The sequence below is a fragment of the Rhodococcus sp. WS1 genome, assembly GCF_003797745.1.
Classification (GTDB): Bacteria; Actinomycetota; Actinomycetes; order Mycobacteriales; family Mycobacteriaceae; genus Rhodococcus_F; species Rhodococcus_F erythropolis.
Window position 1 is genome coordinate 2,145,071 of the sequence record NZ_RKLZ01000001.1, and the last position, 18,231, is coordinate 2,163,301.

At 63.3% G+C, this 18,231-nt stretch carries 17 protein-coding genes; 11 read left to right on the top strand and 6 right to left on the bottom strand.

What is annotated here, in order from left to right; genetic code table 11:
* Positions 1-7: 7 nt before the first annotated feature.
* Positions 8-1,843, top strand: coding sequence for an acyl-CoA dehydrogenase (locus EEB12_RS09950; RefSeq protein WP_020906438.1), 1,836 nt, complete (start codon positions 8-10; stop codon positions 1,841-1,843).
* Positions 1,844-1,928: 85 nt separating this feature from the next.
* On the opposite strand, the gene EEB12_RS09955 is transcribed toward EEB12_RS09950, so the two are convergent.
* Complete coding sequence (locus EEB12_RS09955; RefSeq protein WP_230587413.1) at positions 1,929-2,561, bottom strand: hypothetical protein; 633 nt, start codon at positions 2,559-2,561, stop codon at positions 1,929-1,931.
* 178 nt (positions 2,562-2,739) lie between these two features.
* Here EEB12_RS09955 and EEB12_RS09960 point away from each other — a divergent pair, with 178 nt between their 5' ends.
* Together EEB12_RS09960 and EEB12_RS09965 are read left to right on the top strand one after the other, a co-directional pair.
* The gene (locus tag EEB12_RS09960) at positions 2,740-3,462 is read left to right on the top strand and encodes an ATP-binding cassette domain-containing protein (RefSeq protein WP_019747147.1); all 723 of its coding nucleotides are present in this window, start codon (positions 2,740-2,742) and stop codon (positions 3,460-3,462) included.
* 5 nt (positions 3,463-3,467) lie between these two features.
* Positions 3,468-5,480, top strand: coding sequence for a YhgE/Pip domain-containing protein (locus EEB12_RS09965; protein ID WP_021333162.1), 2,013 nt, complete (start codon positions 3,468-3,470; stop codon positions 5,478-5,480).
* Here the strand turns inward: EEB12_RS09965 and EEB12_RS09970 are convergent.
* Positions 5,477-6,055 (bottom strand): nucleotidyltransferase family protein, encoded by a 579-nt coding sequence (locus tag EEB12_RS09970; RefSeq protein WP_141487712.1) that lies wholly within the window; start codon positions 6,053-6,055, stop codon positions 5,477-5,479. The two genes, EEB12_RS09965 and EEB12_RS09970, sit on opposite strands and share 4 nt — an antisense overlap.
* A gap of 65 nt (positions 6,056-6,120) precedes the next feature.
* Here EEB12_RS09970 and EEB12_RS09975 point away from each other — a divergent pair, with 65 nt between their 5' ends.
* The 3 genes from EEB12_RS09975 to EEB12_RS09985 all read left to right on the top strand — a co-directional run bounded on the left by EEB12_RS09975 (position 6,121) and on the right by EEB12_RS09985 (position 7,920).
* Entirely contained in the window at positions 6,121-6,366 is a 246-nt protein-coding gene (locus EEB12_RS09975) for a helix-turn-helix transcriptional regulator (RefSeq protein ID WP_019747144.1), read from the top strand.
* Positions 6,363-6,851 (top strand): hypothetical protein, encoded by a 489-nt coding sequence (locus EEB12_RS09980; protein WP_021343067.1) that lies wholly within the window; start codon positions 6,363-6,365, stop codon positions 6,849-6,851. Before EEB12_RS09975 ends, EEB12_RS09980 begins: the two co-directional genes overlap by 4 nt.
* 85 nt (positions 6,852-6,936) lie before the next feature.
* A complete protein-coding gene (locus EEB12_RS09985) occupies positions 6,937-7,920 on the top strand; it encodes an LLM class F420-dependent oxidoreductase (protein ID WP_030534635.1) in 984 nt (327 codons plus the stop codon).
* Positions 7,921-7,924: 4 nt separating this feature from the next.
* On the opposite strand, the gene EEB12_RS09990 is transcribed toward EEB12_RS09985, so the two are convergent.
* Positions 7,925-10,252 carry a VanW family protein gene (locus tag EEB12_RS09990; protein WP_141487713.1) on the bottom strand — a complete coding sequence of 776 codons (2,328 nt, stop codon included), beginning with the start codon at positions 10,250-10,252 and terminating at the stop codon, positions 7,925-7,927.
* A 294-nt stretch (positions 10,253-10,546) separates the two neighbouring features.
* Complete coding sequence (locus tag EEB12_RS09995; RefSeq protein WP_019747140.1) at positions 10,547-11,902, bottom strand: acetyl-CoA C-acetyltransferase; 1,356 nt, start codon at positions 11,900-11,902, stop codon at positions 10,547-10,549.
* 130 nt (positions 11,903-12,032) lie between these two features.
* On the opposite strand from EEB12_RS09995, the gene EEB12_RS10000 reads away from it, so the two are divergent.
* Both EEB12_RS10000 and EEB12_RS10005 read left to right on the top strand, forming a co-directional pair.
* Positions 12,033-13,379, top strand: a complete 1,347-nt coding sequence (locus tag EEB12_RS10000; RefSeq protein ID WP_003945596.1) for a 3-oxoacyl-ACP reductase — start codon at positions 12,033-12,035, stop codon at positions 13,377-13,379.
* A complete protein-coding gene (locus tag EEB12_RS10005) occupies positions 13,379-14,242 on the top strand; it encodes a MaoC/PaaZ C-terminal domain-containing protein (RefSeq protein WP_141487882.1) in 864 nt (287 codons plus the stop codon). Before EEB12_RS10000 ends, EEB12_RS10005 begins: the two co-directional genes overlap by 1 nt.
* A 101-nt stretch (positions 14,243-14,343) precedes the next feature.
* On the opposite strand, the gene EEB12_RS10010 is transcribed toward EEB12_RS10005, so the two are convergent.
* Positions 14,344-14,943, bottom strand: a complete 600-nt coding sequence (locus EEB12_RS10010) for a TetR/AcrR family transcriptional regulator (protein ID WP_003945885.1) — start codon at positions 14,941-14,943, stop codon at positions 14,344-14,346.
* 72 nt (positions 14,944-15,015) lie between these two features.
* Positions 15,016-16,194, bottom strand: coding sequence for a glycoside hydrolase family 3 N-terminal domain-containing protein (locus tag EEB12_RS10015; protein ID WP_019747138.1), 1,179 nt, complete (start codon positions 16,192-16,194; stop codon positions 15,016-15,018).
* Positions 16,195-16,295: 101 nt separating this feature from the next.
* Between EEB12_RS10015 and EEB12_RS10020 the strand changes: the two genes are divergently transcribed.
* The 3 genes from EEB12_RS10020 (at position 16,296) to EEB12_RS10030 (ending at position 18,200) form a co-directional block, all read left to right on the top strand.
* A complete protein-coding gene (locus tag EEB12_RS10020) occupies positions 16,296-16,763 on the top strand; it encodes a universal stress protein (protein WP_003945900.1) in 468 nt (155 codons plus the stop codon).
* A 45-nt stretch (positions 16,764-16,808) separates the two neighbouring features.
* Positions 16,809-17,897, top strand: coding sequence for an isochorismate synthase MenF (locus EEB12_RS10025; protein ID WP_141487714.1), 1,089 nt, complete (start codon positions 16,809-16,811; stop codon positions 17,895-17,897).
* 129 nt (positions 17,898-18,026) lie between these two features.
* Positions 18,027-18,200: a DUF2613 domain-containing protein gene (locus tag EEB12_RS10030; protein WP_003945488.1), complete on the top strand. Its 174-nt coding sequence runs from the start codon at positions 18,027-18,029 to the stop codon at positions 18,198-18,200.
* The last annotated feature ends 31 nt before the right edge of the window (positions 18,201-18,231 follow it).

The following is an 18,231-nucleotide window of genomic DNA, read 5'->3' on the forward strand; positions in this document are numbered from 1 at the left end:
AGAAGACATGGGCCATTACAAGAGCAACGTTCGGGACCTGGAGTTCAACCTCTTCGAGGTTCTCGGACTGGAGAAGCCACTGAGCGAAGGCGCTTGGGGCGACCTGGATGCCGACACTGTCCGCAACATGCTGGCAGAGGTCGCACGCCTGGCCGAGGGACCGCTTGGCGAATCTTTCGCCGACGCGGACCGCAACCCCCCTGTCTTCGATCCCGAGACGCACACCGTTGCACTTCCGGAATCCTTCAAGAAGTCGTTCAAGGCTCTGTGGGATGCCGAGTGGTACCGCATGGGACTGAGCGAAGAGGTCGGCGGCGTGCCGGTTCCCCGCTCCGTCGTGTGGGCCATCGGTGAGCTGATCCTGGGCGCACAGCCTGCAGCGCACATGTACCAGGCCGGACCCGCCTTCGCGGACGTGCTGTTCAACAACGGCACCGAAGAGCAGAAGAAGTGGGCAGCCACCATCGTCGAACGCGGATGGGGCGCCACGATGGTCCTCACCGAGCCCGACGCCGGCTCCGACGTCGGTGCCGGACGCACCAAGGCGATCAAGCAGGACGACGGCTCCTGGCACATCGAGGGCGTCAAGCGCTTCATCACCTCGGCCGACTCGGACGACCTGTTCGAGAACATCTTCCACCTCGTTCTCGCTCGCCCCGAAGGCGCCGGACCCGGCACCAAGGGCCTGAGCCTGTTCTTCGTCCCGAAGACACACTTCAACTTCGAGACCGAAGAGTTCGGCGAGCGTAACGGCGTCTTCGTCACCAACGTCGAACACAAGATGGGCCTGAAGGTCTCCGCCACATGTGAGGTCACCTTCGGTGGCCACGGCATCCCCGCACAGGGCTGGCTGGTCGGCGAGGTCCACAACGGCATCGCCCAGATGTTCGACGTCATCGAGCACGCTCGAATGATGGTCGGCACCAAGGCAATCGCCACCCTCTCCACCGGTTACCTCAACGCTCTCGATTACGCCAAGCAGCGCGTTCAGGGTGCTGACCTGACCCAGATGACCAACAAGGCAGCACCGCGCGTGACCATCACGCACCACCCCGACGTGCGTCGCAGCCTGGCAATGCAGAAGGCATACGCCGAAGGCCTGCGCGCGGTGTACCTCTACACCGCAGCACACCAGGACGAGGTTGTCGCCCAGCTCGTCTCGGGCGCAGACAAGGACACCGCGTTCCGCGTCAACGACCTGCTGCTCCCGATCGTCAAGGGCGTCGGCTCCGAGCGTGCGTACCAGTACCTGACGGACAGCCTGCAGACCCTCGGTGGCTCCGGCTTCCTGCAGGACTACCCGATCGAGCAGTACATCCGCGACTCCAAGATCGACTCGCTGTACGAAGGCACCACGGCCATCCAGGCTCAGGACTTCTTCTTCCGCAAGATCGCTCGTGACCGCGGCGTCGCGCTCGCTCACGTTGCCGGACAGATCAAGACCTTCATCGACAGCGAAGCCGGCAACGGTCGCCTGAAGGCGGAGCGCGCACTGCTCGCCACCGCACTCGAAGACGTCCAGGCCATGGCTGCCACGCTCACCGGCTTCCTCATGGGAGCTCAGGAGCAGCCCACCGAGCTGTACAAGGTCGGCCTCGGCTCCGTCCGCTTCCTGATGTCCGTCGGCGACCTGCTCATCGGCTGGCAGCTCCTCCGCCAGTCCGAGATCGCTCTCGCAGCACTCGACAACGGCGCTTCCGACAAGGACAAGGGCTTCTACGAGGGCAAGGTCGCCATCGCGTCCTTCTTCACCAAGAACGTCCTGCCCGAGCTCACCGCTTCACGCGAGATCATCGCGAACACCGAGAACGACATCATGGAGATCGACGAAGCAGCATTCTGATTCGTTCCTGATTCATGAAAAGTGCCGGTCCCGAGAATGTTTCGGGACCGGCATTTTCATGCTCGGCAGTCAATGCAATCTGTGGTCATCTGCGCTCGACGGTCGGGCAACTGATCTGTGCGGACAGTACGGACGTCGTCGGTTGCTCGCCCGGTCGTGCCGCCGTACCCGCCAGGGAAAGCGCCACGCGCCTGCGGTCGGGAGAACTGACTATTTCGACGGACTTGTCGTCGCCGCCGCCGAAGGACACGAACTGTCCACTCTGATCCGAGAACTTCATGATCGCGGACCCGTGCTGACCTGGTTCGGGTTTCTCGTTCACGTAGACCTGCAACTGGAAATCACGTCCCGGATATTCGCCGCCGCCGTCGTACTCGTAGAAGGAACTGGTGTGCACCTCGTAGGCCCACTGACGGTGACCGGCGGGCAGCGAATCCGCCCAGTTGTGCTCGAAACACGTGACGGATCCAGGCAGCGAGACACTGGCTGCGCCGCTCCACCCACCGGACAGGGTGATGGCACCGTATGGCGCTGCTTCGGACTCGTGCCGATCGGAGGGTAAGGGCGGAACCGTCAAGGGTCCGACATTGCGACCGGTGAACTCGAAAAGCCTTTCGCTCGACACGAACGGGGGCGACTCGCGCTCGCCGGCACAGGAGACAACCGACAGGGTGGCCATGACCAGTACCGCGCACATACCGCGTCTACGAACCGGCACCTCGACTCCCCCGTTCCGTTTCCAACAGAATACATACCGTTCGGTCTCCAAGTTGCCGGACGTGTCCGACACATCCCATTCATGGGACAGCTCGCCCGCTACCGATGTGATTGGGTGAGCACGAACGTCCACTGAACCAGCACTCGGTTCTTTCGAGGCCGAGTAGATCAACAGACAGGTGATCATCGTGGTCGCACCAGAGCACGCACAACTCGATTACGCCCCTGAACTGGCATTGACCGCCACGGACTTGGCGCTCGACGGCCCATGGGGGCCGGTGTTCGGACCCGTCAATCTCGAGATTCGTGCGGGCGGTGTGACCATCCTCGAAGGCTCCGCCGGTTCAGGACGTACGTCCTTACTTCTGACACTCAGCGGACGAATGAAAGCCAGTTCCGGATCACTGTCCGTCTTCGGTCGAACGCGTCCCCGAGAGATCTTCGAGATCGCCGGGGTCGCCGGGTTCGAGGACATCGACGAGCTTGCCGAGTCCGTCACCGTCCGAGATCTGATCACCGAACAAATTCGCTGGGATGCGCCCTGGTACAAGCTCATCGGACGTGCCGGAGACCGCGAACTCGAAGCGGTGTGCGCTCCCGTCTTCGGCGATCATCCGTTACCTGCGCTCGGCCGGTACGTCAGCGATCTCGGGGAACTCGAGGCGACCCTGCTGCGTATCGCCGTCGCGAACACGAAGAAGCCGGCCCTGCTCGTCGTCGACGATCTCGAACAGGTGCGGCGCGACTCCGAACGCGCGTACCTCGTCGAGCGACTCGTCGAGATGGGGAGCTACCAGACCATCATCGCGTCGACCGTCAACCCGCTGCCCGACGGATCACCCATCGATGCCGTCGCCCTGCTCCAAGAAGTCACCAATCCCGACCAAGAAGGGGCGAGGTAACCGCGATGCTCGCTGGAATGTCTCTCGGAACCGAACTCAAGCGGTTCTCCCGCGGCGCGATGCCCAGGATCGCACTCGTCACCATCATCTTGATGCCACTGCTGTACGGCGCAATGTACCTGTGGGCCTTCTGGAATCCGTTCGGTGAGGTCAACAAGGTCCCCGTCGCACTGGTCAACACCGACCGCGGTGCAATGGTGCAGGGTCAAGAGCTCAAGGCTGGCGACGAAGTAAGCCAAGCACTTCTCGATTCCGGTGAGCTCGATCTCCACCTGGTCTCACAGCAGGAAGCCGAACAGGGAGTCTCGGACGGGACGTACTACTTCTCTCTCACTCTGCCCGAGAATTTCAGCGAGGCCGTTGCCTCCCCGACGTCCAAGGACCCCCACAAAGCTCAGTTGCAGTTCACCTTCAACGACGTCAACAACTACCTCGGCACCATCATCGGCCAAAATGCCGCCCAGCAGGTTCTCAGTCAAGTCAGCGACAAGATCGGCGCGCAGTCCGTCGAGACGGTCCTGGTCGGATTGACCGACGCGGGTGCAGGTTTGAAGCAGGCCGCCGACGGAGCACTCCAGCTCTCGGCCGGAGTGAACACTGCCAACGCCGGAGCCGGCGAATTGGCGTCGGGCTCGAAAACTCTGGCAGACAACATGGTTACCGCACGTGACGGTGCAGCCACTCTTGCCGGCGGTACAGCGCAACTCTCGACCGGAATCAACACCGCCACGGACGGTGTCCTCGCACTGACCGACGGTTTGGGGCAACTCGATCTCGGAGCCGTCCAACTGGGCGACGGCGCAAGCCAACTCAGCGGTGGCGTCACTCAGGTCGTCGACCAACTGAGCGTCCTCGGGAACACACAAGCAGACGTCGCACAGCTGGTCGGGCAGGCAGTGGCCAGCCTTCGGCTGAACCCGGATCCTGTCAGCCAACAGATCGCCAATGCCCTCGCGCCTGCCCAGGACATGCTGCGCACTCAGGGTTTCGGTGAAGCGACCATGGGCCAACTAGGCGAACTCAAGAGCGGTGCACAACAACTCGCTTACCAACTCGACGATCCGTCGAGCACCTTCCGAGCCGGGCTGAATGCCGCGGCCAACGGCGGCGGTGAACTCCGCAACGGCCTGGTGCAGCTGCGTGACGGCGGTCAGCAAGTCAACGACGGCGCTCAAACCCTCAGCAGTGGACTGGTTCAACTCACCGACGGCAGCGTCCAACTCTCCGATGGTGCAGCCAAACTCGCCGACGGCACCGAGCAACTCCGTGCCGGGTCTGCCGAACTCGCGACCAAACTCACCGAGGGCGCCGGTCAGGTTCCCAGTTGGACCGATCAGCAGCGAACCGCAACCGCTCAAACCCTCTCCAGCCCGGTCGAACTACAGGAGACCTACGAAAACCGGGCAAGTACCTTCGGTACCGGTTTTGCTCCGTTCTTCCTGCCCCTCGCGCTGTTCGTGGGCGGCATCATCACCTGGATGCTGCTCAAGCCGCTCCAGAACCGGCCCATCGCAAACGGACTCGGCGCGCTGCGAGTGGTCCTCGCCTCGTACTGGCCGGCATTGCTCATCGGCATCTGCCAGGTGATCGTGATGTACCTGGTCGTGCACTTCGCCGTCGGCCTGCATCCCACACACGCCCTCGGCACCGTCGGATTCCTGATGCTCATCACTGCCACGTATATGGCGTTGATCCAGGCATTCAACGCCATCTTCGGAGTATCCGTCGGACGCGTCATCACCCTGGCGTTCCTGATGCTGCAACTGGTTTCGGCCGGCGGCATCTATCCCGTCGAAACCACCGCGAAACCGTTCCAGATCATCCACCCCTTCGACCCGATGACCTACGCGGTGAACGGGCTACGACAACTCACCGTCGGCGGTATCGACTCGAGACTGTGGGTCTCGATCGCCGTCCTCGGCGGCCTTCTCGTCGCCTCACTCGGGGCCAGTTCACTTGCTGCACGCCGAAATCGGCAATGGACCATGGACAGGCTGCATCCGCCGATCGAAGTCTAGGTCAGGGTCTCCGGCCAAGGCTCCACGGTCAGCGCAGGCCATTCCCTGCGCCACCGTGCCGCCTTGGCCTCGTAAACCTCTCTCGGCGCCAGCACCGGGTTGGGGCGGACGATCATGTCGAAAAGATCGTCGTATCCATGCGGGGCATACACGTCCACAGTGCCGCCCGCGGCCTTGGTGATCCCGAAACAGCAAGTTGTGGAAGCGAAGTGGTCGATAGCGTCGCGGCAACTGGTGAACGGAACGCCGGGAATCCCGAAATGCTGCTCGTACCACAGGTGCACGCGGGCTTCGTTGCGTACTTCGACATCGGCATCCACATCGGCGAACAGTTCTGCCGCCGAACGAATCACACGGTCCTCCGCGTCGTAGCTCAGATCGCCGGCGTCGAAATAGAAGAGGTCGTAGTCCTTGATTCCGGCGCCGAGGTCACGGCCGTCGATGTGATTCCAGACGGTTTGGAAGAGCCCACCCGCCGTCAGGTACCACTCCGACAATCCCAGCTTCGGCGCCCGATCCACGATCGTTGCGACCACTGGATTGGCCAGGGCGATCTCGAGAAATCGTTCACGCATGCTCTTCAGCCTCTCATATGACAAGTAAACTTGACATCATGTGACAAGTATTCTTTACTTTTCCTATGACTGGAAAGGCCGGCGACAACAACGTGCGGGAGCACCGACGCCTCGCCGGCCTCACCCAGGCGCAACTGGCCACGGCAGGTCAGGTGAGCAGACAGAGCATCGTCTCCGTCGAACGCGGCGACTACGCACCGAGTGTCTACCTGGCACTCCGCCTGGCACTGGCACTGGGGACCACCGTCGAAGCGCTCTTTCCCTTACCCGAATCGGCACTCACCGCAGAAATTCCAGAGGAGACGGCATGAGCACCATGATGAAGGCAATGCGGTTCGTCGGAGATCTGGACGACGACTTCTACAAGGACGAGCGTCAGCGCGACGTCTGGAACGAAGCCTCGGCGGTGGGATTCCAATTCGCCTATTGGATCACGTTGATCGCAGCGGCAATTTTGCCGTGGGTTGCCGGACGAACCGGCGCATGGATTTCAGTGGGACTGATCATCGGATGGTTTATCTGCTCGATGGTGGTACTGCGGTATGCGCAGGCTCACGACGTCGACGCCTACACAAGCATGAAGGGTCTGCCGCCCCGAGTACTCATGGCTGGGTCCGTCTATCTGATCGCATTGATCGGCGTCGTCGCCCAACTCGTAGCTCGACCGGGCGACGGAATCTCGACTTGGGCCGGCGCTGGAGTCGGTGCACTCGTCGGCGTCACAGCCGCCGTCCTGGGCGTAAAGCGCCACCAGCAGCGCGCCAAGCGACGCGAAGCGGCCGAAGAACTTCTCTGAATTCCGGAAGTCTGCCCAGCACAACGGAATCCATAGAGTTGGTAAAATCGTGCCAGGTCAACCGATCGCGAGTAACGTCGAAACGGTGAGCACTCGCCTCGGATACCAGATGCCCAACTTCAGCTACGGCGGTCCGGTCAAGGACCTCTTCCCCACCGTCATAGCGCAGGCCCGCGAAGCCGAAGCCGCAGGCTTCGACACTGCATTCGTGATGGATCACTTCTACCAACTCCCCGGAATCGGAGCGCCGGACGCCCCGATGCTCGAGGCCTACTCGGCGCTCTCCGCGCTGGCGACGGCCACCGAGACCATCCAGTTGTCTGCACTGGTCACGGGAAACACCTACCGCAATCCGCCCATGCTCGCCAAGACCGTCACCACCCTCGACGTGGTGAGCGGCGGTCGGGCCATCCTGGGCATCGGCGCCGGTTGGTTCGAGCTCGAACACAATTCGTTCGGATACGAGTTCGGAACGTTCACCGAGCGCTTCCAGAAGCTCGACGAAGCACTGCAGATCATCGCGCCGATGCTCCGCGGTGAGCGCCCCACCTTCGACGGCAAGTGGTACCACGTCAAGGACGCCATCAACGAGCCTCGAGTCCGCGACGACCTACCGATCCTGCTCGGCGGTGGCGGTGAGAAGAAGACGTTCGGCCTCGCCGCTCGCTTCGCGGATCACCTCAACATCATCTGCGACCCCTCGGAACTGCCGCGCAAGATGGAAGCACTTGCGGCACGCTGCGACGAAGCCGGTCGCGATCCCGCAACCCTCGAGACCAGCTTCCTCACGTTCATGATGATCGACGAGGACGGCGACAAGGCTCGCGCGCATCAGCGAACATTTCTCGCGGAGCGTGGCCTCGACATCACCACGGCGCCGCAAGACGTGGTCGCCAAGGCCACCGAACGCCATTTCGTCGGCAGCCCGGACGACGTCGCCGAGCAGGTTCAGACGCGCATCCTCGACCACGGCATCGACGGCGTCGTGATCAACCTGATCACCAACGGCGAAGAGCCAGGCATCGTCGACCTCGCGGGCCGCACCCTCGGCCCACTCGTCGGCAAGTAGTTCCCTACTCGCACTTCACGATCGGCACCGGGTCGTACTTGACGGTCCGGGTGTTCGAGGAAATCTCGGCGCCACTCGCGTGGTCGGTGATGACGCGGGTGTCGCTGACCGTGAATCCGGGCGCACCGCTCGAAGCCACACAACCAGGCCCCTCCGGCAACGTCACGGTGTTCGGCGACGTCGGCGACGTACGCGGGCCGGTCGTCGAAGCGACATCGACGGTTTTGGTTCCCCAGATCCGAACGGTGATGTTCGACGACGTCGCAATCGTCTCGATCATCACGCCGGTCTTCGCCGGATTACGGAACTGCAAGTCGATCGCACCATCGAAGATGGTCGCCTCACGCGCTTCGGGATACCGCGAGATGTAGTAACTGTGCTCGGTGTGCGCGACGTCGTCCATGCCTGCGAAATACGTCGCGTTGTAGAGCGTCGTCGCGAGCTGGCTGATACCGCCGCCGACAGCCTTGTCCGGGCGACCATTGTTGATGATCCCCGACTCGACGTATCCCTGAGCCGCACCGCGCGGACCCGTGTACTCGTTGAGCGAGAACGTATCCCCTGGCTTGATCACGGCCCCGTCGATCTCCGATGCGGCCAGGCCGATATTCACACCAGACGCGTATTCGAAACCACCGGTGGTGAATTCGCCGATCACCTCGTTGATGCCGAGGGCATCCGCGGCTTCGGTGGTCAACGCCGGCGGGACCGGTCCGTACACGGCGGGCGTTGCCCGAGAAGCCGTGCTGCCCAGCAGAACCGGAAGTTCCTTGACCGTGTCCGGCCAGTTGATCAGATCACCGACAACACCCGGCACAACCGACGGCTTACCACCGGCGAAGGTGAACGACGCGTCCTTGGGTTGTACTTCAGTCGATACCAACTGCGGAGTCAGAATCTTGATCGCAGCATCCGTGTTGTACTGCGGAGTCAGCCCACCCGAGCCGTCAGGTGTGAAGGTCAGAACCTCACCGATCTGGTCGACGCCGAGCGTCGCAACCTTGCCGTCACGGCCGTTGACCACGACATCACCCGAGGCAGCCGGAATGGCAATCTCCTGCAGTGCGCGATCGACACCGGCCTGAGTGACCGTCACCGGCACCTCGTCGACCGGAAGATCGACGACGCCACCGTCAGACCACTCCGCGGCGAACGTTGCGCCCGCCTGCTGCGTTTCGAGAGCCTGGCCGGCGGCAGGTGAAACACCCGTCGCCTTCCCACTCTCGAACACGACTGCGCCTTCGACGGGCGCACGATCGCTGTTCGCCGCAAGTTGCGACATCGAGGCATCCAACGCACCCTGGTCGACCGTCGATACCACGGGCACCTCGCGGGAGCCGAAGAACGACGTGATGCGGGTGATCGGGTTGATCGGCTGAGCGTTCACGCCCGAGAGCGTCGCCGACCAGTCGACGTCCACACCCGCAGATGCGGGAACGATCTCGGAATCGACGCCGCCGGCATGTACCGCTACCGGTTCGACGAGCCTTGGGCCGAGTTCGGCGCGCAGCGTGGCCTCTGCGTCGGCAGGCGTGAGATCACCGATGTCCACCCCGGCGACCTGGGTGCCGCGTGGTGTCTTCCCCGACGACGTGAAGATGTCCACTCCGTAGGCAATCACTGCGACCGCAAAGATGGCGCCGACTGCTATCGCCGGTTTGACCCACTTACGGGAAGACTCCGGAGCGGGCGCTTCTGGCTGTTGTTGCGGTGCTGGTGGTGCAACTGCCTCTGGTTCGCGGACAACAGGCTCGTACTGCTGCTGGATGGGTTCGAATTGCTGGGTGTCGTACTGCTGCACGAACTCGGGACGCGGCGGCTTCGGGGGAACCACCACTGCCGGGGGCTCGAACTGCTCTGTCTGCTCGTCGATGGTTTCTGTCGCCGGAGCCGAGTCGACTACTTCCGTCGGCGGCGCATCCTCCGCTGGGACGACGGGGATGACGGTGGTGACCTCGTTTGCCGATTCGTCGATGGCCGGTTCGTCGATTGTGGGCTCGACGATTGTCGGCTCGTCGATTGTCGGCTCGTCGAATGTTGTCTCGACGTCGGTCGGCTCGATTACTGCTTCGTCGACTGTCGCTTCTGTGGAATCGATTGCGTCTTCGTCGACTGGCCTTGGTGCTTCGGCTGGTTCAGGTCCTACTGATTCAGCCTCGACAACTGCCTCGGTGTCCTCAGGGGTCTTGGGTTCCTCGACCGACTCGGTCTCTTCGACCGCCTGAGGTTCCTCGACCGCCTGAGGTTCCCCGACCGACTCGAGTTCCTGTTCCGGGAGGGACGAGTCCTCGCTGTTCGTCTTCTCGACGGACGGACCCTCTTCGTCACTCACCTGTTGGCTCCTCGCTGCATCAACCGTCGCTGCGGCGCTCACCGACAACTCAATACAGGATATCCGGACATACGAGAGCCCCGCGCTGCTGCCAGGTCGGGGGTCAGGCAGCAACACGGGGCTGTCATGAATATCGGTAGCTATTCTGCAGCGTTACACGCCTGCGCGAAAAAGTTTGCAAAGAGTTCGGGGATCCGGCCACCCCTCGTGGCCGGATCCCCGATTACGCATCCCCTCGCGACGATCACTGCAGGTGAGCGCAGTTTTCACGCACGTGGGGAGATTGTGGAGCGGTTACCGCTCGATGATCGCCGTGACACCCTGGCCGCCGGCCGCACAGATCGAGATCAGGCCGCGGCCCGAACCCTTCTCCGCGAGCATCTTTGCGAGGGAAGCCACAATACGTCCGCCGGTTGCCGCGAACGGGTGACCTGCAGCCAAGGACGATCCGTTGACATTGAGCTTGCTTCGGTCGATCGATCCCAACGCGCCGTCGAGGCCGAGGCGTTCCTTGCAGTACTCGTCGGACTCGAAGGCCTGCAGGGTTGCCAGAACCACCGAAGCGAAGGCTTCGTGGATCTCGTAGTAATCGAAGTCCTGCAAGGTCAGACCGTTGCGGGCCAGCAAACGCGGAATCGCGTACGTGGGAGCCATGAGCAACCCGTCTTTGCCGTGGACGTAGTCGACGGCAGCGGTTTCGGAATCGACGAGGTGCGCCAGAACCGGAAGGTTGCGCTCGGCTGCCCACTCGTCGGTGGAGAGGAGCACTGCAGAAGCGCCGTCGGTGAGCGGCGTCGAGTTGCCTGCCGTCATCGTCGCGTCGCCGAGCTTGGTACCGAAGACGGGCTTGAGCGTCGACAGCTTCTCGACGGTCGAACCGGGACGGAGGTTGTCGTCGCGGGTCAGGCCGAGGAACGGGGTGACGAGGTCGTCGAAGAAGCCGCGGTCGTAGGCAGCTGCCATGTTCTTGTGGCTGGCAGCGGCAAGTTCGTCCTGATCCTCGCGCTTGATGCCGAATTCCTTGGCGGTGATCGCAGCGTGGTCACCCATCGACTTGCCGGTGCGAGGCTCGCCGTTGCGCGGAATTTCGAGGCCGAGCATGCCCGCACGGACGTTGCCGAGCAGCTTGATGCGGTCGCCCGTGGACTTCGCGCGATTGAGGGAGAGCAGGAACTCGCGCGCCTGATCGTTGACGCCGATCGGGGCGTCGGACGTGGTGTCCGTGCCGCCGCCGATGCCGGAATCGATGCGGCCGGCCGAAATGGCGTCGCCGACGGCGATGATCGACTGCAGTCCCGTGCCACACGCCTGCTGAAGGTCGTACGCCGACGTGTACGGGCTCAGCGCGCTGCCGAGAACGGACTCGCGAATGAGATTGAAATCACGGCTGTGCTTGAGCACCGCACCGCCGACGACCATGCCGAGCTTCTCGCCCTGCAGATTGAATCGGCTCACCAGACCGTCGAGCGTCGCGGTGAACATGTCCTGGTTGGACGCCTGTGCGTACGCCTTGTCCGAGCGTGCGAACGGAATGCGATTTCCGCCGACGATCGCAACCGGACGGCGCTGACCTGCGGACTTCGCAGCGGCTGCGGCCGGTGCGGTGCGCGGTGCGGCGGGCTTTGCGTTTGAACGGGCTTTGCTTGTCACTTGCGTCTCCAAGGATGGTGCGATTACCTGTTGAAGACTATTCTTACTCAGTAGTAAGTTACTTGTCTATCGCCGCATTCTTCCGATTGCCCGGTGAGAGACAACCCGAAACACAACAGAAGGTAGGACCGTGGCAGCCAGCAAGGGAGCTCCCGACCTCTATTCACAGTTCCTCTCGTCCGCCCCCGGCGCATTCATCGCGTCGAAGGCCGGCCTGCCCAGGCCCGAGAACCTGCGTCGCTACAAAGCAGGGGAACCCGCACTCGCCGGACCTGTCCTCATCGGCGGCAAGGGTCGGCTCGCAGAACCACTTCGCGTACTGCTCTCCGACTACCCCGCGGCTCAGGCACACGACAGCAGCTTCGGCGGACTCGTGTTCGACGCCACCGGAATCACTCAGGTCAGCGAGCTCGAGCAGCTGTTCGAGTTCTTCCAGCCCGTGATCCGCAACCTCGCACCGTCGGCTCGCGTCGTCGTTCTCGGCACGACGCCGGAAGAAACGTCGAGCGTCGACGAGCATGTCGCGCAGCGCGCGCTCGAAGGCTTCACCCGCAGCGTCGGCAAGGAGATCAAGCGCGGCTCCACCGCTCAGCTGGTCTACGTCTCCCCCAAGGCGTCCACCGGACTGTCCGGCGTGGAATCGACTCTGCGCTTTCTCCTTTCGGCGAAGTCCGCCTTCGTCGACGGCCAGGTCATCGTCGTCGGTGCTGAAGATTCCGTCGCGCCCGCAAGCTGGGACAAGCCGCTCGAAGGCAAGGTTGCCGTCGTCACCGGCGCAGCCCGCGGCATCGGTGCCACCATCGCCGAGGTCCTGGCCCGCGACGGCGCACACGTGGTCTGCGCTGACATCCCGGCCGCCGGCGAAGCACTGTCCGAGACCGCGAACAAGGTCGGCGGCACGTCCCTCGCCCTCGATGTCACGGCGGCCGACGCAGCCGAGGTCCTCGCAGCTCACCTCCTCGAGCGTCACGGCGGAGCCGACATCATCGTCCACAACGCCGGCATCACCCGCGACAAGACCCTCGCCAACATGGACGAGGGCCGCTGGAACATGGTCATGAACGTCAATCTTCTTGCACCGCAGAAGATCACCGAGCACCTCGTCGAGAAGGGCGCCCTCAAGGAAGGCGGCCGCGTCGTCGACGTCTCCTCCATCGCCGGCATCGCGGGCAACCGCGGCCAGACCAACTACGGCACCTCCAAGGCCGGCGTCATCGGCCTCGTACACGCCGAAGCTCCCGTCCTGGCGAAGAAGAACATCACCATCAACGCCGTCGCACCGGGCTTCATCGAGACCGCCATGACCGCAGCCATCCCCTTCGCCACCCGCGAAGCCGGCCGCCGCATGAGCTCGCTCCTGCAGGGCGGCGAGACCGTCGACGTCGCCGAGACCGTCGCATACTTCGCCAGCCCGGCCTCCAATGCCGTTACGGGACAGGTCGTTCGCGTCTGCGGCCAGAGCCTCCTGGGCGCATGATGGCAACAAAGACCGTCGCGCTCACCGAGCAGCCGAAGACCATCGACATCTACTCCCGGGCGGTACTGGGATTGTTGCCGTGGAACAAGTCCAACTCGCGCTCGGTGCCACAGCAGACCTTCACCCTCACCGGACTGAAGGTCGACACCGACAATCTGGCGGCGTACTGCCGCGTGACCGGACTGCGATTCGGCGACACTCTGCCGATCACGTATCCCTTCACCTTGGCCTTCCCGACCGTGATGAAGCTGATGGTGTCGAAGGACTTCCCCTTCGCCGCCGTCGGCTCCGTTCACGCCGAGAACGTCATCGAATCGCTGCGGCCCATCTCCGTCAGCGAACCGCTTGACCTCTCGGTGCATGCCGAGAACCTGCGTGAGCACCGCAAGGGCCTGCTGATCGACGTGATCACCGAAATTCGGGTGGGACGGGAACTGGTCTGGCGACAGACCTCGAGCTTCCTGAACCAGCAGAAGACCTCCCTGTCCGGCCAGCCAGGTCCGGAGCCCAAGGTCGACGAGGTCCCGCCGATGCCGATGAGCACCATCCGCGTCGACCAGACCGCGATCAGCAAGTACGCCGCCGTCTCCGGCGACCGCAATCCGATTCACGTCTCGTCTCTGGGCGCCAAGGCTTTCGGTTTCCCGAAGACCATTGCTCACGGAATGTGGAGTGCCGCGGCAGTTCTGCGGACCGTCGAGGGATCCGTCGCGGACAAGGTCACCTACAGCGTGCGTTTCGGCAAGCCGATTCTGCTACCGGCGACGCTGAATGCCTACGCCGACCGCACCAACGACGGCTGGGATCTGTCGCTGCGTCACCCGAAGAAGGGTTACCCGCACGTCACTGCGACGCTGCGCTGACCTGAGTTTTGTCGGGTTTCGACCCACCCCAATTGAGCGAACGTACCTTTCAGCGCCTTGGATGCGCTGAAAGGTACGTTCGCTCAGATTGGTTTGGGGGGCTATTCGGACTTCTTCTTGCCCGACAGACCGCGCCACGCGAGGGATTCGAGTAGATCCGCTGCGGCATCCACTTCGATTTCCCCACCCGCGACCCGGTCGGCTACCGCCTCACCGGCGCCGACGAGCGCGATGGCGATGATCCCGTAGTCGTGCGCGGCATCAGGATCCTTGGTGCTGGACTCGAGCAGATGAGCAGTCAACTCGATCAACCGATCGCGGCTGGACTGCACGGTTCCCGCAAAAGCCTGCTGCCCGACGGCCTGACGGTAGAGCACCATCCACGACTTGCGGTTTGCGCCCACGAACCCGAGGAAGCCCTCGAGAGCGGCGCGCAATTGTTCACGCGGAGTCAGGTTCGGCGCGCCGGCCGGGGCGAGCGCTTCGAGGAAGCGGAGCCCTTCACGATGAATGCACGCCGCGAACAGCTCTTCCTTCGAGCCGTAGTACAGGTACAGCATCGGCTTCGAGATCTCGGCTTTGGCTGCGATGGTGTCCATCGAAGTTTCGTGAAACCCCCTGTCGGAGAACACGTCCACAGCCGCGTCGAGCATCTGCTGCTCACGCACTGCGCGTGGCAGTCGCTTGGTACCGCCGGCCATGCTTCCTCCAACCACAGGGTAAATGTCGATCTTACTCTACGGTAAGATTGTGCGTCGAATCCTGACTTCGACTCAGCAGGTCACGGCACCTTTGGCAGTGGCAACTGTGACCACGGCCTGATCGACCCGCGCCTGCGGAAGCTCACCGGACGCGACGGCCTGCTCGAGATGGTCGAGCACCCGCGGAACGTCGTCGGTTGTCAGCCACAATGCCTGATCGACTCCAGCCACCAGCGCAGCCTGAACCGCGTCGGCAATATCGTATCGGTCGGTGATCGCCTGCATTCCGCTGAGGTCGTCGGTGAATACCGGGCCGGTGAACGGCGCTGCGCCGTAACCCACTCCGTCGCGAAGCAACGCAACGGCTGCGGGGCTGATGCTGGCAGGGGTACCGGGCTCGGTCAGACCGGGAACCTCGAGGTGACCCATCATGACGCCGACTCCGGTTCCCGACAGCTCCCGGAAGGGAATCAGGTCCGACGCGATCAGATCCTGCAAGGGCGGCGTTGTCACCTCACCCCGGTGCGAGTCACCCGACGCGCTGCCATGTCCGGGAAAGTGCTTGATCACCGGGAAGATTCCGGCATCGCGCATACCCTGCGCGTACGCACCGGCGTAGGCAACCACGGTCTGGGGGTCGTCGGAGTACGAGCGGTCCCCGATCACGGAGTCGTCGGGTTGGCTGCTGACGTCGACGTCGGGGGCGTAGTTGACGGTGATCCCGAGATCCTTCAACCCACGTCCACGCTCGAGCGCCATCTGGTACGTCTGTTCCACTGTCATGGTCTGCGCTGTTTCCCTGGCCGACGGATCGGGCCCGAGGATGTCCGCGACGCGGGAAACTCGTCCACCTTCTTCGTCGATCGTCACCATCAACGGCAACTTCGACGCCGAAGCAACCTGCGGCACTTCGCGATTGGTGAGCATCGACTGATCGGTCCAACTTCCGACGAAGATGCCGCCGATCTCCTCGTTCTGCACTATCGACAACGCGTCGTCGGTCCCGGTGACGCCGACGTTGAGCAGCTGGGCAAGTTTCTGACGCAGGGACAGTGAAGCCAGAAGGTCACTACCGCACGACGCGGCGACGGGCGCGGAGCTGGATGCCGCAGGCGTCGACGTGATCTCGGAGGTGGTGCTGGTCGGGGCGCTCGAAACCGGATCGGCGGTCCCGTTCTCGCCCGAGCATCCCGCAACCAACCCTCCGCATAAAGCAATGGTCGTCGCAGCCTTCAGAAACTTGATCCGCATACCTCGACCGTAACGGACCCGGTACCCATACACTCCCTCACGGGCACATCGGGACGGTAGCCTGGAAGAGAACCGATTCCCCCGCTGACGAGGAGGTCGTGATGCCACAAGGTCTGATGCTCATCGCGTACGACGGTTCCGACAACGCCAAGCGTGCAGTCGACTATGCGGGGCGTTTCCTCTCCGCCAATCGTGCTGTTCTCGTCACTGCCTGGGAGCCGATGGTTCGCCAGGCCGCTCGCATGTCCGGCCTGTCCGGGGTGATGCAACCGGAGTGGGTTCCCGACGACGACGTCGAGGACATCGCGTACACCGACGCCAAAGTCACCCTCGCCGAGGGCGTCGCACTGGCCGAGGCCGCAGGCCTGACCGTCGAAGGCAGAAGCGCCGAGTGCCGATCCGCGATCTGGTCTGCAATCTGCGAAACCGCAGACGAATTGGACGTCGACATCATCGTGACCGGCACCCGTGGCACTACGGGTTTGCGGTCGCTACTGCAGAGCAGCGTCGCGGATCATGTTCTGCGTCACAGTCATCGGCCGGTGTTGATCGTCCCTCCAGGGAAGTGACCTTCGCGCATTCCTGATCCGTGGCCGACTAGTGTCGAAGCCACCATGGACGGTTTTGTTCTCTCGCGCCCCGATCACAGCGTGGTCACCCGCGGCGTACGACGCAGCTTCGACAGCTCCGACGCGGCCACCCACGCTCTGTCGGCAGGTACGACAAAGCTGATCGTCGGAGCGCTCCCCTTCGACCCGGCTGCCGCAACGGCGTTGTACGAACCTGCCGAGGCGACGATCAAGTCGCGGCCGTGGCAACCGCGCGATCCCCAGGCCCTGCCCACGACCCGGGTTGACCGGGAGATCCCGTCGTCGTCGGAGCATCTTCGTCGGGTGGAAAAGTTGATCGGACGCCTCCGCAGCGGCGAGATCGACAAGGTTGTCGCGGCTCGCACTGTGGAACTTCGGACGCAGACCCCGATCTCCCCGACCGCGCTCGCCGCACGCATGGCGGCGCTCAATCCCGTCGCCAACACCTTTGCCGTCGACCTCTCTGCTGCGGGAGCCGAATTCGAGGGCCACAGCCTGGTCGGCGCGACGCCCGAAGTATTGGTCAGTCGACGCGGGCGCGTCGTGACATGTCGCCCGTTGGCCGGCACCACCAAGCGATCCGCCCACGCCGATCAAGACCGCGAGGCAGGCGAAAGCCTTCTGCATTCGACGAAGAATCTGGCCGAGCACGCCTTCGTGACGGCGTGGATCCGCGAGGTCCTGCAACCGATGTGCAGTGATCTGTCGGTACCGGCAACTCCCGAACTGACCAATACTCACGAGGTCTGGCACTTGGCCAGCCCGATCCGCGGCACGCTGCGAAACGACACCACTGCGCTCGACCTCGCCATCGCGCTGCATCCGACGCCCGCGCTGTGCGGAACACCCACCGACGCGGCACTGAAAGTCATCCGCGAGACCGAGGAGCCTCGGCGTTTCTACGGCGGCGCCGTGGGATGGTGCGACGAGGCCGGTGACGGCGATTGGGTGGTTGCCATCCGCTGCGCCGAGATCAGTGCAGACGGCCGCAACGCCTGGGCCAGCGCGGGTGGTGGAATTGTCGCCGAATCGGATCCGCAGGACGAACTCGACGAGACATCTACGAAACTGCGCACTCTGTTGACCGCGCTCGGTGCCGAAACCCTCGACTGACCAGCACGTCACGAGGGTAATCGTCCGGATTCTCGAGTGCGGGTGATACCTTGACCCGAGCAGTTCGTACGGGCCGGTAAGTCCGTCCGACCGCGAACGACCGACTAACGACCAATTGGGAGATCCGCGATGACGAAGTTCCTTGTCCCCGGTGTGGCCAGCGCTGTCATCGGTGCCGTTCTGGGTGCCGGCGTCATCTTCGGTGTCACGGCCGCCGCGTCGGACAACACTCGTCCCGAGATCGACCGCAGCGGAAACGCAGATTCTTCCGTGCTGAACCAGGTTGAGTACGGCAGCCGCTGAGAGCGCAGGCCTCGCGAGTTCCCGTTCTTCC

Excerpts from the sequence above, each read along its gene's own strand:
- EEB12_RS09950 (WP_020906438.1), top strand. The coding sequence starts at position 8 with ATGGGCCATTACAAGAGCAACGTTCGGGACCTGGAGTTCAACCTCTTC.
- EEB12_RS09965 (WP_021333162.1), top strand. The coding sequence starts at position 3,468 with ATGCTCGCTGGAATGTCTCTCGGAACCGAACTCAAGCGGTTCTCCCGC.
- EEB12_RS09970 (WP_141487712.1), bottom strand. The coding sequence starts at position 6,055 with ATGCGTGAACGATTTCTCGAGATCGCCCTGGCCAATCCAGTGGTCGCA.
- EEB12_RS09975 (WP_019747144.1), top strand. The coding sequence starts at position 6,121 with ATGACTGGAAAGGCCGGCGACAACAACGTGCGGGAGCACCGACGCCTC.
- EEB12_RS09980 (WP_021343067.1), top strand. The coding sequence starts at position 6,363 with ATGAGCACCATGATGAAGGCAATGCGGTTCGTCGGAGATCTGGACGAC.
- EEB12_RS10005 (WP_141487882.1), top strand. The coding sequence starts at position 13,379 with ATGGCAACAAAGACCGTCGCGCTCACCGAGCAGCCGAAGACCATCGAC.
- EEB12_RS10010 (WP_003945885.1), bottom strand. The coding sequence starts at position 14,943 with ATGGCCGGCGGTACCAAGCGACTGCCACGCGCAGTGCGTGAGCAGCAG.
- EEB12_RS10015 (WP_019747138.1), bottom strand. The coding sequence starts at position 16,194 with ATGCGGATCAAGTTTCTGAAGGCTGCGACGACCATTGCTTTATGCGGA.
- EEB12_RS10020 (WP_003945900.1), top strand. The coding sequence starts at position 16,296 with ATGCCACAAGGTCTGATGCTCATCGCGTACGACGGTTCCGACAACGCC.
- EEB12_RS10025 (WP_141487714.1), top strand. The coding sequence starts at position 16,809 with ATGGACGGTTTTGTTCTCTCGCGCCCCGATCACAGCGTGGTCACCCGC.
- EEB12_RS10030 (WP_003945488.1), top strand. The coding sequence starts at position 18,027 with ATGACGAAGTTCCTTGTCCCCGGTGTGGCCAGCGCTGTCATCGGTGCC.